This is a genomic window from Streptomyces sp. NPDC048604, from assembly GCF_043199435.1.
GTDB lineage: Bacteria > Actinomycetota > Actinomycetes > Streptomycetales > Streptomycetaceae > Streptomyces.
In genome coordinates this window covers 229,612-244,810 of sequence record NZ_JBICVX010000008.1, presented here as the reverse complement: position 1 = coordinate 244,810, position 15,199 = coordinate 229,612, and the positions used below count along the sequence as shown (strand labels likewise).

The 15,199-nt window shown below is 74.1% G+C and carries 12 protein-coding genes; 7 read left to right on the top strand and 5 right to left on the bottom strand.

Annotated features, from left to right (window positions below; genetic code table 11):
* Nucleotides 1–14 precede the first annotated feature (14 nt).
* Nucleotides 15–536, bottom strand: a complete 522-nt coding sequence (locus ACGFMM_RS18855; RefSeq protein ID WP_393647483.1) for a hypothetical protein — start codon at nt 534–536, stop codon at nt 15–17.
* Nucleotides 537–683: 147 nt separating this feature from the next.
* Here ACGFMM_RS18855 and ACGFMM_RS18850 point away from each other — a divergent pair, with 147 nt between their 5' ends.
* The gene (locus tag ACGFMM_RS18850; RefSeq protein WP_393647482.1) at nt 684–2,729 is read left to right on the top strand and encodes an FAD-dependent oxidoreductase; all 2,046 of its coding nucleotides are present in this window, start codon (nt 684–686) and stop codon (nt 2,727–2,729) included.
* 44 nt (nt 2,730–2,773) lie between these two features.
* Nucleotides 2,774–3,307 (top strand): PadR family transcriptional regulator, encoded by a 534-nt coding sequence (locus ACGFMM_RS18845; RefSeq protein WP_393647481.1) that lies wholly within the window; start codon nt 2,774–2,776, stop codon nt 3,305–3,307.
* Between the two features lie 11 nt (nt 3,308–3,318).
* On the opposite strand, the gene ACGFMM_RS18840 is transcribed toward ACGFMM_RS18845, so the two are convergent.
* A complete protein-coding gene (locus tag ACGFMM_RS18840; RefSeq protein WP_393647480.1) occupies nt 3,319–3,825 on the bottom strand; it encodes an excalibur calcium-binding protein in 507 nt (168 codons plus the stop codon).
* Nucleotides 3,826–4,085: 260 nt separating this feature from the next.
* Here ACGFMM_RS18840 and ACGFMM_RS18835 point away from each other — a divergent pair, with 260 nt between their 5' ends.
* On the top strand, nt 4,086–5,486 hold the full coding sequence (locus ACGFMM_RS18835) for an NAD(P)/FAD-dependent oxidoreductase (protein ID WP_393647479.1): 1,401 nt from the start codon (nt 4,086–4,088) through the stop codon (nt 5,484–5,486).
* Nucleotides 5,487–5,514: 28 nt separating this feature from the next.
* On the opposite strand, the gene ACGFMM_RS18830 is transcribed toward ACGFMM_RS18835, so the two are convergent.
* Nucleotides 5,515–6,855 (bottom strand): DUF2252 domain-containing protein, encoded by a 1,341-nt coding sequence (locus tag ACGFMM_RS18830; RefSeq protein ID WP_393647478.1) that lies wholly within the window; start codon nt 6,853–6,855, stop codon nt 5,515–5,517.
* Nucleotides 6,856–7,110: 255 nt separating this feature from the next.
* Here ACGFMM_RS18830 and ACGFMM_RS18825 point away from each other — a divergent pair, with 255 nt between their 5' ends.
* Nucleotides 7,111–7,983: a GntR family transcriptional regulator gene (locus tag ACGFMM_RS18825; RefSeq protein WP_393647477.1), complete on the top strand. Its 873-nt coding sequence runs from the start codon at nt 7,111–7,113 to the stop codon at nt 7,981–7,983.
* A gap of 82 nt (nt 7,984–8,065) precedes the next feature.
* On the opposite strand, the gene ACGFMM_RS18820 is transcribed toward ACGFMM_RS18825, so the two are convergent.
* Nucleotides 8,066–9,595 carry an amino acid permease gene (locus tag ACGFMM_RS18820; RefSeq protein ID WP_393647476.1) on the bottom strand — a complete coding sequence of 510 codons (1,530 nt, stop codon included), beginning with the start codon at nt 9,593–9,595 and terminating at the stop codon, nt 8,066–8,068.
* A gap of 65 nt (nt 9,596–9,660) precedes the next feature.
* On the bottom strand, nt 9,661–10,641 hold the full coding sequence (locus ACGFMM_RS18815) for a hypothetical protein (protein ID WP_393647475.1): 981 nt from the start codon (nt 10,639–10,641) through the stop codon (nt 9,661–9,663).
* Between the two features lie 336 nt (nt 10,642–10,977).
* Between ACGFMM_RS18815 and ACGFMM_RS18810 the strand changes: the two genes are divergently transcribed.
* The 3 genes from ACGFMM_RS18810 to ACGFMM_RS18800 are packed head-to-tail and all read left to right on the top strand — an operon-like array spanning nt 10,978 to nt 15,154.
* Complete coding sequence (locus tag ACGFMM_RS18810) at nt 10,978–12,453, top strand: FGGY family carbohydrate kinase (RefSeq protein WP_393647474.1); 1,476 nt, start codon at nt 10,978–10,980, stop codon at nt 12,451–12,453.
* A complete protein-coding gene (locus ACGFMM_RS18805) occupies nt 12,450–13,868 on the top strand; it encodes an FAD-dependent oxidoreductase (protein WP_393647473.1) in 1,419 nt (472 codons plus the stop codon). The genes ACGFMM_RS18810 and ACGFMM_RS18805 overlap by 4 nt, the downstream gene beginning before the upstream one ends.
* Nucleotides 13,865–15,154 (top strand): NAD(P)/FAD-dependent oxidoreductase, encoded by a 1,290-nt coding sequence (locus ACGFMM_RS18800; RefSeq protein WP_393647472.1) that lies wholly within the window; start codon nt 13,865–13,867, stop codon nt 15,152–15,154. Before ACGFMM_RS18805 ends, ACGFMM_RS18800 begins: the two co-directional genes overlap by 4 nt.
* Nucleotides 15,155–15,199 lie beyond the last annotated feature (45 nt).

Genomic DNA, 15,199 nt, shown 5'->3' with positions numbered 1-15,199 from the left:
CCCCCGGCCTCTCCTCAGTCGTCGGCCGCCACGAGCAGGGTGATCCGTCCCGCCCTCCGGTCGATGGCCACGAACTCGTGGAACTCTCCGTGCACCCCGCCCCAGTCGTGGTGGTCGTCCTCGCCGAGGCCGGTCAGCCGGTGGACGCGGTCGGTCGTGGTCCAGGCGTCGACCGCCTCGCGGCGCAGGTCCGTCGCGAGGCCGGCGGGCAGGGGCTCGTACTGGTCGGCCCAGGCCCACAGCGCCTGCGCCGCGAGCGACGCGTCCATCGGCTCGTACGCCTCGGGCGTGACGCGGTTCAGCCAGTACGGGCCGTGCCGCGTGCCCTCCGGGTCGACGCCGCCGCCCGCGTAGTCGTCGCGGAACTGCTCGTGGCCGATGAGTGCGGCCAGCAGCTCCGCGTCGGCGAGGGGCGCGCCCGGCAGCCGCAGGCGCTTGATGTCGACCCAGCGGAAGGCGGGCGCGCGCGTGTCGAGGAAGGGGTAGTCGCGGAAGTTGAGGAAGGTGCCGCCTTCGTGGGTGAGCCCCTGCTCCATAGGCCGAGCCTAAGCGCCGAGCCCAACGGTCGGCCCCCAGGGGTTCCGAGTAGCGCACGTCACGCCCCCACCCTTCTGCAACTAGTTGCAGAACCGCCTCGCGGTCCCTTAGAACTGGGGGACGACCCCGCGCGAGGAGGCGCCCCCATGTCCGCGACCCCGGCCCAGGCCACGGCCACCACCCCGTACCCGCACCTGCTGAGCCCGCTCGACCTCGGGTTCACGACCCTGCCCAACCGGGTGCTCATGGGCTCGATGCACGTCGGTCTCGAGGAGACCGAGCACGGCTTCGAGCGGATGGCCGCCTTCTACGCCGAGCGCGCCCGCGGCGGCGTCGGCCTGATCGTGACCGGCGGCATCGCGCCCAACGAGGCCGGCCGGCCGTGGGACGGCGGGGCCAAGCTCACCACCGACGAGGAGGCCGCCGAGCACCGGCTGATCACCGACGCGGTGCACGCCGAGGGCGGCCGGATCGCGATGCAGATCCTGCACTTCGGCCGGTACGCGTACCACGAGGGCCTGGTCGCGCCCAGCGCGATCAAGGCGCCGATCAGCCCGTTCGTGCCGAACGAGCTCAGCGACGCCGAGGTCGAGCAGACCGTCGAGGACTACGCCCGCTGCGCCGAGCTGGCGAAGGCCGCCGGGTACGACGGCGTCGAGGTGATGGGCTCCGAGGGCTACCTGATCAACGAGTTCATCGCCTCCGCCACCAATCAGCGCACCGACCGCTGGGGCGGCTCGTACGAGAACCGGGTCCGCTTCCCGCTGGAGATCGTCCGCCGGATCCGGGAGAGGGTCGGCGAGGACTTCATCGTGATCTACCGGCTCTCCATGCTGGACCTGGTGCCCGGCGGCTCCACGCTGGACGAGGTCGTCACGCTCGCCAAGGAGATCGAGGCGGCCGGCGCGACGATCATCAACACCGGCATCGGCTGGCACGAGGCCCGGATCCCGACCATCGCGACGTCCGTGCCGCGCGGCGCGTACACCTGGGTCACCAAGCGGCTGATGGGCGCGGTGTCGGTGCCGCTGGTCACCAGCAACCGGATCAACACGCCCGAGGTCGCCGAGGAGATCCTCGTGGAGGGCCGCGCCGACATCGTCTCCATGGCGCGCCCCTTCCTCGCCGACCCGGACTTCGTCGCCAAGGCGGCCGCGGACCGCGCCGAGACGATCAACACCTGCATCGGCTGCAACCAGGCGTGCCTGGACCACACCTTCAGCCTGAAGATCACCTCCTGCCTGGTGAACCCGCGCGCCTGCCACGAGACCGAGCTGGTCCTCTCCCCCACCCGCCTGGCCAAGCGGATCGCCGTCGTCGGCGCCGGCCCGGCCGGCCTCTCCTGCGCGGTCTCCGCGGCCGAACGCGGCCACGCGGTCACCCTGTTCGACGCGGCCGACCGGATCGGCGGCCAGCTGAACGTCGCCAAGCAGGTGCCGGGCAAGGAGGAGTTCAACGAGACGCTGCGCTACTACCGCGTCCAGCTGGAGGCGAAGGGCGTCGAGGTCCGGCTCAACACGACGGCCACGACCGAACTCCTCGCCGAGTACGACGAGGTCGTCGTCGCCACCGGTGTCACCCCGCGCGTCCCGGAGATCGAGGGCGTCGACCACCCGAGCGTGGTCGGCTACCTGGACGTGCTGCGCGACGGCGCGCCCGTCGGCGAGCGGGTCGCGATCCTCGGCGCGGGCGGCATCGGCTTCGACGTCGCCGAGTTCCTGACGGACGGCGGCGAGGGCGCGAGCCAGGACGCGGAGACGTACTTCCGCCAGTGGGGTGTGGACACCTCGTACGAGCAGCGGGGCGGTCTGCGCACGCCGGAGCGGCCGAAGCCGCCGCGCCAGGTGCACCTGCTCCAGCGCAAGACCAGCAAGGTCGGCGCGGGCCTCGGCAAGACGACCGGCTGGATCCACCGGACCGAGCTGAAGCACCGCGGGGTCACCATGGTCGCCGGCGCGACGTACGAGCGCATCGACGACGAGGGCCTGCACCTGACGGTGGACGGCGAGACGAGCGTGCTGCCCGTCGACACGGTCGTCCTGTGCACCGGCCAGGAGCCGCGCCGCGGCCTGTACGAGGAGCTGGTGGCCGCGGGCCGGACCGCGCACCTGATCGGCGGCGCGGACGTGGCCGCCGAGCTGGACGCCAAGCGGGCCATCGACCAGGGCACCCGGCTCGCGGCCGCCCTGTGACCCTGGGCGCGGGCACACCGGCCGGCCGAACCTAGGATGCGTGCATGTCCCTCCCGCACGCGATCCTGACCGCGCTGCTCGAGAAGCCGTCCTCGGGTCTCGAGCTGACGCGCCGCTTCGACAAGTCGATCGGCTACTTCTGGTCGGCCACGCACCAGCAGATCTATCGCGAGCTGGGGAAACTGGAGCAGGCGGGGCACATCCGCGCCCTGCCCTCCGAAACGCCGACCCGCGGGCAGAAGAAGGAGTACGAGGTCCTGCCCGCAGGCCGCGCGGAACTGTCCGAGTGGGTCGCCCGCACCGAGGACCCCAAGCCCCTGCGCTCCGCCCTGCTGCTCCGCATGCGGGCGGCGGCGGTGGTCGGCGGGGCCGGGATGCGCGACGAGCTGAACCGCCACCTGGCCCTGCACCAGGCGCAGTTGGACGAGTACCGGGAGATCGAGCACCGCGACTTCCCGCCGGAGCGCCGCGACACCGAGCCGGACCGCCTGCGCCACCTGGTGCTCCGGGGCGGGATCGAACTGGAGCGGTTCTGGGTGTCCTGGCTGACGGACGCCCTGGCGGAACTGGAGCGTTAGCAGCCGGGGCCTCAGGAGCGGGACCGCCGCCTGTGCAGGACGTAGGCGCCGGCCAGGACGGCGGTACCGGTCAGGCCCAGGCCGAGGGCGGTCTCGAAGCCAGAGGGGCCGTACGAGCCGCCGAGGCCGCCCTGGGTGCCGCGGGTCGGCATGACCGTGGGAGTCACTGGCACGGGGGTCACCGGCGCGGGGGTCACGGGCGCGGGGGCGGGGACGAGCGGGGCGGTCGTGGGATCCACCGGCAGCGGGATCGGGTCGAATGGGACCGGCGCGGGATCCACCGGCACGGGGGTGGGCGCGCTGTGGGACGGAAGCCATTCGCAGGCGATGTTGTCGTCGGGGCCGTCGTCCTCGTCGAGACGGTGCGGGTCGTTCCGGTTCCGGTCGAACTCCGCCTGGGCGTCCTCGCGGCTGGCGAAGTCCCGGCAGTCCAGGTCCTGGGCCTGCGCGATTCCGGCCGTCGGAACGACGGCCGCGCAGGCCAGGAGTATGCCGGCCACTGCGGTGCGGCGGTGCATGGTGTCTCCCGATGCTCGATGGCCCTTCATGGGCCCTTCATGGGCTTTCGCCTCCGACGCTACGGGCGGTGGGCTGGGGTGACCGTACGTAGTTAGCCCGAACGGTGCACGGCCGTCTTCCGCCGGGCCCGTCGCACGAAGGACGGAAGGCCGTCCACCACATCGGGCGCCCCGGCCCGGCGCGCGGGACCCGCCCCAACCGACCGTGGATACTGGACAGTCGTAGCAGGACCAGGGGGAACTACGACGAAAGGGCGGGCATGACCGACCAGTTGGGGAACGATCGTCGGACACGTCATGCGGTGGTGATCGGGGGCGGCCTGGCCGGGCTGCTGGCCGCGCGGGTGCTCGCCGAGCACGCCGAGCGGGTGACGGTGCTCGAGCGGGACCGGTACCCGGAGGGCCCCGAGGCCCGTCCGGGAGTACCGCAGGCCCGGCATCTGCACGTGCTCCTGGAGGGCGGGCAGCAGGCGCTGGAGTCGCTGCTGCCGGGCTTCCTCGACGAGCTGGGCGAACTGGGCGCGCCCAGGGTGGGCATGCCGCAGGATCTCGTGCAGTGGGCCAACGGCAGCTGGATCCGGCGCAGTCGAGCCACCACGCACCTGTACACGGGAGCCCGCCCTCAGCTGGACTGGCTGGCCCGCCGCCGGGTCCTGGCCGACCCGCGGATCGAGGCCGTCGAGGGCGTCGAGGTCGTGGGGCTGCTCGGCGACTCCACCCGGGTGCGGGGCGTACGACTGCGCGAGCGCGGCGCGGGAGCGGAGAAGGAGCCACGCACGCTCGCCGCCGACCTCGTCGTCGACGCCTCCGGCCGGGGCTCGAAGGCCCCCGACTGGCTGGCCGCGATCGGCGCGGAGGCCCCGCACGAGGAGGTGCTCGACTCCGGGCTCGCGTACGCCACACGCATCTACCGGTCCGAGCAGGACCCGAAGCACACGGACGCGCTCGGCTACTACGTCGTCCCGAACCCCCGGCAGGTGTACGGCGCCGTCGTCCTGCCGATCGGCGAGGGTCGCCACCTGGTCACGTTCTCGGGGCTCCGCGCCGACCCGCCGCCGACCGACGAGGCCGGGTTCGAGGAGTACGCGAAGCGGCTGCCGCACCCGCTCGTGTCCGAGTGGCTGGCGCGCGCCGAGCCGGACTCCCCGGTCTTCGGCTTCCGCAAGACGGCCAACATCCGCCGCCGGTACGACCGTCCGGGCCGCCGCCCGGCCGGGTTCCTGGCCATGGGCGACGCGCTCGCCACGTTCAACCCGATCTACGGGCAGGGCATGGCCGTCGCGGCGCTGAGCGCGGTCGCGCTGCGCGACGTGCTCGCCGACCGCCGGCAGACACCTTCGACGCGGCGCGTGCAGCGCGCCCTGTTCGACGCCTCCGCGTTCGCGTGGGACATCTCGACCGGCGCCGACAAGAAGATGCCGGGGGCCACCGGCAACCTCCTCGGCACCCGCGTCACCGACAAGCCGGCGTCCTGGTACTTCGACCGCATCCAGGAGCGCTACATGAGCGATCCGGTGGTCGGCGCGCCCTTCCGCGCGGTGCTGACGCTGACCGAACCGGCCTCGGCGCTGTTCGCGCCGGAGGTGGTCCGCGCGGTGCTGGCCCCGGTCCGCGAGGGACTGCACGAACCTGCGATGTGGCGCGAGACCCCGGAGGACTGAGCCGGCCTCCAGGTGCCGGGGGCAGTTCTCACACCCCCGGCGCCGCCGCGACCACGCCCGCGGCTATCGCGGCGGTGAGCGCCGCGTAGTCGTCGGCGTTCTGGGCGGCGTACCGCATCGAGAAGTCGGCGATCGCCCGGTCGAAGACGTCGGAGGTGCCCAGGTATCCGGCGATCGCGATGCGGTCGCCGGACCGGGCGTGGGCCCGGGCCAGCGTGCGGCCGCACAGCGCCGCGTAGTCGCGCAGCCCGGACGGCGACATGGTCTCGACCTCCGCCGAGCCCTTCATGTCGCGCAACTGCCGCCAGTAGAAGTGCCGGCGCTCCGGTCCGGTCATCCAGCCGAGGAAGATGTCGCTGGCGGCCTGCGTGAGCCGCTGTCCGACGACCACCCGGTGGCCCTGGTGGGGGTACGCGCTGGGCGTGAGGTACTCCTCCAGGACGGACCGGCCGGCCTCCTTGATCTGCAGCATCAGCGGGTCGCCGGCGTCGCGGCCCTCCAGGAGCAGGATGAAGCAGCGGGTGCCGACGCTGCCGACGCCGACGACCTTGCGGGCGGCGTCCACGTACCGGTACCGGTCGAGGAGCAGCCGGCGCTCCTCCGAGAGGGAGCTGCGGTAGTCGCTGAAGATCTTGCCGAGCGAGGTCCGGTCGAGGTCGCCGACCCGTTCGAGCAGCGGCGGGTCCTCGACGATGCGGCGGCTGCCGTTCCCGGTCTCCTCGGTCAGCTTGCGCAGGGCCTGGAGGCTGGTGCGCCGGCGGGCGTGGGCCAGCCGGGCCTCCAGACCGGCACGGCGGCTGCCGCGGACGGAGTCGAGGAGGTGCTGGGCGTCGATCTTCTCGTACCAGACGGCGAGTTCGCCGAGTTCGGCGAGCCGGTTCATCGCCTCGCGGTACGCGGCGGCGGAGACGAGCGCGGCGCGGTGGGCCTTGGCCTTGGTGCCGCCGTTCTGCAGGGCGGCGACGGCGACGCTGGCGGCGAGCCGCTTGACGTCCCATTCGAAGGGTCCGGGGAGGGTCTCGTCGAAGTCGTTGACGTCGAAGAGCAGCGTTCGTTCGGGTGAGGCGTAGACGCCGAAGTTCAGCAGATGGGCGTCGCCGCAGAGCTGCACGGTGAGGCCGGTGTGGCGCTGGACGGCGAGGTCGGCGGCCATGACGGCGGCGGCGCCGCGCAGGAAGGCGAAGGGCGAGACGGCCATCCGCCCGTACCGCAGCGGGAGGAGCTCGGACACCCGGTCGGCGCCCTGCCTCTCCAGGACGGCGATCGGGTCCTGGCGATTGGACCCGGGGATCCAGTTGCCCTGGGAGGAACGGGGGACGCGCTTGCGGATCGCCTTGCCGCGCTCGGCCCGCTCGGACGGCGTCGTCATCCGACCTCACCCGCCTCTCCCGCCGCGTCCGGCAGTCCGTGGGTCCGGGCCGCTGCGCCGGACCGCATGGAGACAGTTAAGGGCCGCGCGCCGGGGCTCGCATCCGGAGCCTGCTTCCCTCCCCGGTGTGGCGGGTTCGGGTCGGCACGCTTTCGGCCAGAGTCCGGGCAGAGCTTCCTAAGTGGTTTAGACCAATGATAGACATTGATCACCCACGCGGACCGCGCGATCACACTGAGCGAAGAGAGGCCCGTCATGGCCGACGCCGACCCCGCCCACGCATCGACCACCCCGCCAGCCGCCACGACGACGTCCACAGCCACACCCACACGAACAGCCACAGCCACACGAACAGCCGCGCCCGACGGGCCCGACGGGCCCGACGGGCCCGCGTCGACGCCGCTGTACCTCCGCGTCGCCGAAGCCCTGCGGCAGGATCTCGCCCGGGGCCGCATCGTGCCCGGCAGCCGGCTGCCCTCGGAGCGCGAACTCTCCCGGCGGCACACGGTGAACCGCCAGACCGTGCGCAGCGCCCTGCAAGTGCTGCGCGACGAGGGGCGGGTGGTCACCGACCGGCGCGGCACCTTCGCCGCCCGCACCGCCGGACACCCGGACCGCGTCACGGTGCTGCTCGCCCGCCGGCAGGTCTTCCCGGGCGGCGCGGAGACGCACGGCGCGGTGGTGCGCGCCGCGCTCTCCTGGGAGCCGCCGCCGGCCGCGCTGGCCGCGCCGCTCGCGCTGCTGCCGGGCGAGCCCACGCTCGTCCACCGGCAGGTGGTGCTGACCCCGGACGGCGCGCCGGTGCAGCGCGCCGAGTCCCGGTTCTCCCGCCACGCGCTGGCGCAGATACCGGAGTTGGCCCGGTACCGCCGGGGCGACGCGGCCCGCCACCAGCCGGACCTGCGGCTGCTCTACCACTGGATGCACCGGGCCGGCCTGCGGGTGACACACCGCGAGTCGGTCGGCGTGACCCGGCGCGGCCCGGGTGGTGGCGAGGGGACGGCCGCCGGGCCGGCGCGGCTGGTCGTCCACCGGGTGGTGAACGACCAGCACGGCAACGCGCTGGAGATCACGGACATCGACTTCGTCGCCCAGGAGGCCGCGCTCACCTACGAGTTCGACAGCTGAGACGCGTCTCGAACCCGGACCCACGCCGGCCGCCACCGGCGCAGGTTGGGCCGGTGCACTGCTTCCGGTCCCCCTGCGGGCGTCAGACGATGCCCTCCTCGAGCTCCGCCTGCTCGCGGGCGCTCCCGTACGCCTGCGGCGTCCCGTACGAGCGCCGGGCGACGTACCACCACACCGTGGCCAGGGCGAGGACCACCGCGAGCGCGACGACCGCGTAGTTCATCGATTCGACCGTCACCGGAGACCGCTGCGGCAGGCAGAACAGCACGGTCACGCAGGCCACCCAGACCACCGCGATCCAGCCGATCGGCCTGCTCCACCGGCCCAGGTTCCACGGCCCCGGCACGAACCGGTCCTTGGCGCGCAGCCGCAGGTAGACCGGAATCGCGTACGCGGGCGTGATGCCGATGACGTTGATGGCGGTCACCGCGGCGTACGCCGTGGGCGAGTACAGCGAGGGCAGCGCAAGCACCGCCGCCACCGCCACGGACAGCCACACCGCCGGTACCGGCGTCTGCGTCCGGGCACTGACCCTCCGCCAGATCGCCGAACCGGGCAGCGCGTTGTCGCGGCTGAACGCGAACACCATGCGGCTGGCGGCGGCCACCTCCGCGTTGCCGCAGAACAGCTGGGCGACGATCACCACGAGCAGCAGGGCCGTCGCGCCGTCGGCGCCGAGTGCGTCGAGGAAGATCTGCGCGGGCGGCGCGCCGGTGGCGGTGCCCACGGTGCCCTCGTAGTCCTGGATGGCGAAAGTCAGCCCGGCGAGCAGCAGGAAGCCGGCGATCCAGGAGGCCCACACGGAGCGGACGATGCCCTTGGCGGCGCTGACCGAGGCGTTGGCGGTCTCCTCGGACAGGTGCGCGGAGGCGTCGTAGCCGGAGAACGTGTACTGGGCGAGCAGCAGACCGATCGCGGCGACGTAGAACGGGTTGGCCCAGCCGGTCTCGTTGACGAACTCGGTGAACACGAAGCCGGGCGACTGGTGCCGGTCGGGCACGATCGCGAGCGCGCCGACGATGACGGCGACGCCGGCCAGGTGCCACCACACGCTGATCGAGTTGAGCAGGCTGACCAGGCGCACGCCGAAGAGGTTGAGCAGCGCGTGCAGGAGCAGGATGCAGAGGAAGATCAGGAAGATCAGGACGGGCGTCGGCGTGATGTTCCACTGGAGCTTCAGGAACGCGCCGGTGAAGAAAGCCGCGCCGTAGTCGATACCGGCGATCGCGCCGAGCAGACCCAGCAGGTTGAGCCAGCCGGTGTACCAGCCCCAGCGCCGGCCGCCGAGCCGGTCGGCCATGTAGAACAGGGCGCCGGAGGTCGGGTACGCGCTGGTGACCTCGGCCAGTGCCAGGGCGACGCACAGGACGAACGCGCCGACGCCGATCCAGCCCCACATCATGACCGCCGGACCGCCGGTCACGAGGCCGAAGCTGTACAGGGTCATACAGCCGGAGAGGACGGAGATGACGGAGAAGCTGATGGCGAAGTTGCCGAAGCCGCCCATGCGGCGGGCGAGCACCGGCTGGTAGCCGAGTTCTCTCAGCCGGGCAGCCTCGTCCTGGGGTGGTCGGGACTCGTGCGGCAGGGAGACGGGGACGGTGCGGGACATGCCGGTACCTCCAGGGGGACGGAGAGCGGGGAATCCGGGTGCACGGGCCGCGATGTGACGCTGCGTCAAGGTCCGAGGCAGCGGGCGCGGGCGGACTGGAAGACCTGCTCGGCCAGGGCGGGGGCGTCGGGGTCCTCGGTGCGGTACGCCCAGGGCAGCGTCGTCCAGTACGGGCCCAGGGCCTCGAAGACGCGGCCGGCGGCCTCGAAGCGGTGCGCGCCCCACAGGGCGTGCGCCAGGTGGTTCAGGTCGGGGAGCGAGGCCTCGTCGACCGCGCTGAACAGGAACCAGGAGTCGAGTGCGCGGCCCGCGTCGCGGAGGGCGTCCTCGGCGACCCAGTACAGGTCGAGGGCCTGCTCGTGGCCGCGCTCGCGCCGGTACCGCTCCACCCGCGGGTACAGCGGCAGCGCGTGCACCGCCGAGCCGATGGGCGCGGCGTCGGCCGCCCAGTGCGCGTACGTGAGGGCTTCGGTGACGGGCCCCTCGGCACGCCGGGCGTACAGGAACTGGAGCATCCGGTGGTGCGCCTCGCGGTTCTGCGGATCACGCCGGGCGGCCTCGGCCAGCAGGCCCCAGGGGCCGGGCGGGAGCATCGGGGCCGGCGGTCCCTGCCGGTGCTCGGCCCGTGTCTGGCGGGGGTCGAGGGCGGCGAGGGCGAGCAGGCAGATCCAGGGCACGGGGTCGGACGGGGCCGCGGCGGCGGCCGTGCGGCAGGCGGTGTCCGCCTCGTCGCGGAGGTCGGGGGCGCGGAGGTGGCCGGAGCGGTGGGCGCGGATGGCCCGCTCGACGGCGACCCGGGTGTGCATGACCAGTGCGGCGCCGCTGCGCGGTTCCTCGGCGCGCCAGGCCCGTACGACGTCGGAGCCCGCGGCGACCGCGGCGAGCACCTGGGTGCGGCGGGTCCACGTGGCCCAGCCGGAGGTGCCGTCGAGTAATCGGGCCATGGACACCCAGCGGCCGGTCCGCAGGTCCTGCAGTGCGATGCGTAACTCGTTGTCGTGGCCCGCCGGGTGGTACACGGGTCTGAATCCGTGGCCGCCGCTCATTCGACGGGGCGCGGTAAGTGATGCGGTGAGTGCGGTGTCGCGGTCATGGTTCCTCGGGGCACGGATGGGGAGGGTGGTCGGTCCTCCGGTGGGCAGTCCTGCCGTCGATCGGCGATCACTATAGAGGCCGCTGGACGCCCCACGTCCACTTGTTCGGTTGACTCGTAAGTCGACGCAACTATTCGGCCAGCAACGTTTTTTGACCTCACGTCAGCGTCGGCCGGAGTCGGTTCCTCCGAACCGTGGGGAACGCTTGACGCCGTCCGCGGACTGGACCAGGCTTCGACCCTGCGATCAAGACCGAGGACGGAGCGGCGCGGTGGGCGGAGTGGCGCGATGAGCGGTGCGGTACTCGCCGTCGACCAGGGCACCTCGGGCACGAAGGCTCTCGTGGTCTGCCCCGAGCGGGGCGTCGTCGGCACCGGTTCCGCGCCCGTGCGTCCGCGGTACCTGCCGGGCGGCGGGGTCGAGGTCGACCCGGCTGAGCTGTACGGATCCGTGGTCGCGGCCGGGCGGGCGGCGCTCGCCGACGCGGGCCCGGCGGCCGGGCCCGTCGCCGCGGTGGGGCTCGCCAACCAGGGCGAGACGGTGCTCGCCTGGGACCCGGCCACCGGCGAGCCGCTGACCGACGCGCTCGTCTGGCAGGACCGCCGGGCCGAGCCGCTGTGCGCCGAACTCGCCGAGCACGGCGAGGCGTTGCGGGCGCTCACGGGACTGCCGTTGGATCCGTACTTCGCCGCGCCCAAGATGGCCTGGATCCGACGCCACCTCACCCGCGAGGGCGTGGTGACGACCAGCGACGCATGGCTGGTGCACCGGCTCACCGGTGAGTTCGTCACCGACGCGGCGACCGCCGGGCGCACCCAGCTGCTGGGACTGGACACGGTGGCGTGGTCCGAGGCGGCCCTGGACGTCTACGGCCTGGCCGGCGAGCGACTCCCCCAGGTCGTCGACGCGGACGCCTCGGTCGGCGTCACGCGCGCCTTCGGTCCCGAACTCCCGCTCACCGGGCTGCTCGTGGACCAGCAGGCCGCGCTGCTCGCGCAGCGGGTGACCGAGCCCGGCGCGGCCAAGTGCACGTACGGGACAGGGGCGTTCCTGCTCGCGCAGACCGGTCCGGCGCCGCGCATGGGATCGTCGGGCCTGGTGAGCTGTGTGGCCTGGCGGCTCGCCGGCCGGACCAGTTACTGCCTGGACGGACAGGTGTACACGGCGGCCTCTGCGGTGCGCTGGCTGACCGATCTGGGCGTGCTGCCCGGCGGGGCGGCGGACCTGGACGCGGTGGGCGGCTCGGTCCCGGACGCGGGAGGCGTGACCTTCGTACCGGCGCTGGCCGGGCTGGCCGCCCCGTGGTGGCGCGGGGACCTGCGCGGCTCGCTCACCGGGCTCGGCCTGGACACGGGTCCGGGGCATCTGGTGCGGGCGCTGTGCGAGGGGCTGGCCGCGCAGGTGGCCGAGCTGGCCGACGCGGCGGCGCGGGACCTCGGCGGTCCGCTGGAGGTGCTGCGGGTGGACGGCGGCCTGACCCGGTCGGCGCTGCTGATGCAGGCACAGGCCGACCTGCTGCAACTCCCCGTCGAGGTCTCGGCGTTGCCGGATGCCACGGCGCTCGGCGTCGGCGCGGTGGCCCGCCTCGGCCTCGACCCCGCGCTGACGGTGGACGACGCCGTACCGCGACGGAAGCCGTCGGCGGTGTACGAGCCGCGAATCGCGGCGGCGGAGGCCGGGGAGCGGCGCGAGCGGTTCCGCACGGCGGTGGGGGCGCTGCCCGCGGCAGGCGAGGGCGCGAGCCGTGGAGGCGCTTCGGCATGACGGTGACGCGGTCCGGGCCCCTGCCGGGGGCCGGGGCGGATCCGGGGAGACCGCCGTACGACGTGACGGTCGTCGGGGCGGGGGTGGTCGGCTGCGCCGTCGCCCGCGAGCTGGGCCGCTACCGGCTCAAGGTCGCGCTCGTGGACGCGTCGGGCGATGTCGGCGACGGTACCTCGAAGGCCAACACGGCCATCCTGCACACCGGTTTCGACGCCGTACCCGGTTCGCTGGAGGCCCGGCTGGTGCGCGACGGGCAGCGCCGGCTGCTCGCGTACGCCGCCGAGACGGGGATCCCCGTCGAGCCGGTCGGCGCGCTGCTGGTCGCCTGGGACGACGAGCAGCTCGCCGCGCTGCCGAAGCTGGCGGTGAAGGCCGAGCGCAATGAGTACCACGACGCGCGCTTCGTCGGAGCGGCCGAACTGAGGTCGCTGGAACCGAGGTTGGGGCCCGGAGCGCGGGGCGCGCTGGCCGTGCCCGGCGAGGCGATCGTCTGTCCGTGGACGACGACTCTCGCCTACGCCACCCAGGCCGTGCGCTCCGGCGTGGACCTGCACCTCGACTGCCGGGTGGAGAAGGTCCGCCAGGGCGACCCGCACCGGCTCGTCACCCCGCGCGGCGTGCTGCGCACCCGGCACCTTGTCAACGCGGCCGGGCTGCACGCGGACGCGCTCGACGCGCTGCTCGGCCACCACGACTTCACCGTGACCCCGCGCCGCGGCCAGCTCATCGTCTACGACAAGTTCGCCCGGTCCCTCGTCCGGCACATCCTGCTGCCGGTACCGGGCCGGCTCGGCAAGGGCGTCCTCGTCGCGCCGACGGTGTACGGCAACGTGCTCCTCGGCCCGACCGCCGAGGACCTGGACGACAAGACGGCCACCGGCTCGACCGCCGAGGGCCTCGCCGCGCTGCTCGCGCAGGGCCGGCGGATCCTGCCGGAGCTGGTCGAGGAGGAGGTCACGGCGGTCTACGCGGGCCTGCGGGCCGCGACCGGCCACGACGACTACCGCATCGCCGCGCACCCCGGGCAGCGGTACGTGACCGTCGGCGGCATCCGCTCCACCGGGCTCACCGCGAGCATGGCGATCGCCGCGCACGTGGTCGGGCTGCTCGCCGACGGCGGTCTCGAACTGGGCCCGGAACGCCCCCTCGCCCCGGTGCGGATGCCGAACCTCGGCGAGGCGTTCGCGCGCCCGTACGAGGACGCGGCGCTGATCGCCCGGGACCCGGACTACGGGCGCCTGGTCTGCCACTGCGAGCGGGTCTCGCGCGGCGAGATCCGCGACGCGCTGGCCTCCACGATCCCACCCGCCACGCTCGACGGCCTGCGCCGGCGCACCCGCGCCCGGGGCGGCCGCTGCCAGGGCTTCGCGTGCGGGGCGGCGGTGCGGGCCCAGTTCGAGGAGGCGCAGGGGTGAACGAGGCGGACGCGCACGGAAGACGGCGGCGCACGGTCGAGGTCCTGATCGTGGGCGCGGGCCCGGCGGGGCTGTCCGCGGCCGCGGAACTGGCCGCGGCGGGCGCGGGACGCGTGGAGGTCCTGGAACGGGACCCGCAGCCGGGCGGGGTCCCGCGGCACTGCGACCGGCCGGGTTTCGGCTCCGGCGTCGGCCCGTGGCGGTCCCTGCGCGGCCCGGAGTACGCCCGGCGGCTGACGGAGGCGGCGGTGCGGGCCGGGGCGACGGTCCGCACGGAGGTGTCGGCGACGGGCTGGACGCCGGGAGAGGGCCTGCTGACCGTCGACGCAGCGACGGGCCGGGTGCCGGGAGAGGGCCTGACCCTCGACGTGACGGGCCCGACCGGCCTCGAACGCATCGCGGCCCGGGCGGTCGTCCTGGCCACCGGCGCGCGGGAGCGTCCGCGCAGCGCCCGCCTGGTGCCGGGTTCCCGCCCGGCGGGCGTGCTGACGACCGGTGAGCTGCAGCAGTCCGTGTCGTTGTACGGCCTGCGGGGCGAGGCGGTGGGGCGGCGGGCCGTGGTGATCGGGGCGGCCGCCGAGCCGGTGACCCGGGGCGCGGTGCGGACGCTGCGGGACGCGGGGGTGGAGGTCGTCGCGGTCGTGACGGAGGGGCCGCGCCCCTCGGCGTACGCGGGCGCACCGGTGATGGCGTGGACGACGGTGACCGGGCTGGTCGGCACCGGACGTCCGACGGGTGTGACGGTCCGTCATCGCGGGGGCCGTACGGGCATGCTCGCCTGCGACACGGTGGTCTTCAGCGGCGACTGGATCCCGCAGCACGAACTGGCGCGGTCCGGCGGGGTGCCCCTGGATCCCGCGACCCGCGGCCCGGCGGTGGACGGCGCGTTCCGGACGTCCGTACCGGGTGTGTTCGCCGCGGGCAACGCCCTGCGCGGCGTCGAACCCGCGGCGGTCGCGGCGGCCGAGGGCCGGAAGGCGGCGCACGCGGTCCTGCGGCACCTGGCCGCAGCACGGTGGCCGGCCCGCACGGTCCCGCTGGTGGTGGAACGCCCGCTGCTCTGGGTGACCCCGAACAGGCTGGCGGCCGACGCCCGGCAGCCACTGCGCATACGCCCCGCGGAGCCGCTGGCGTTCCCGGTCCTGGCGGCGGTGCAGGACGGCCGGCTGCTGTGGCGGACGCGCCGGCTGCGCGCCCTGGACCCGTCGCGTTCGGTCCGCGTTCCGCCCGAGTGGGCGGACGCGGTGGACCCCGACGGCGGCCAGGTGGTGCTGCGGGCAAGGTGATACGGGGGTGACGTCAGGTGCCAGTGGTCGGGTCCACTGGCACCT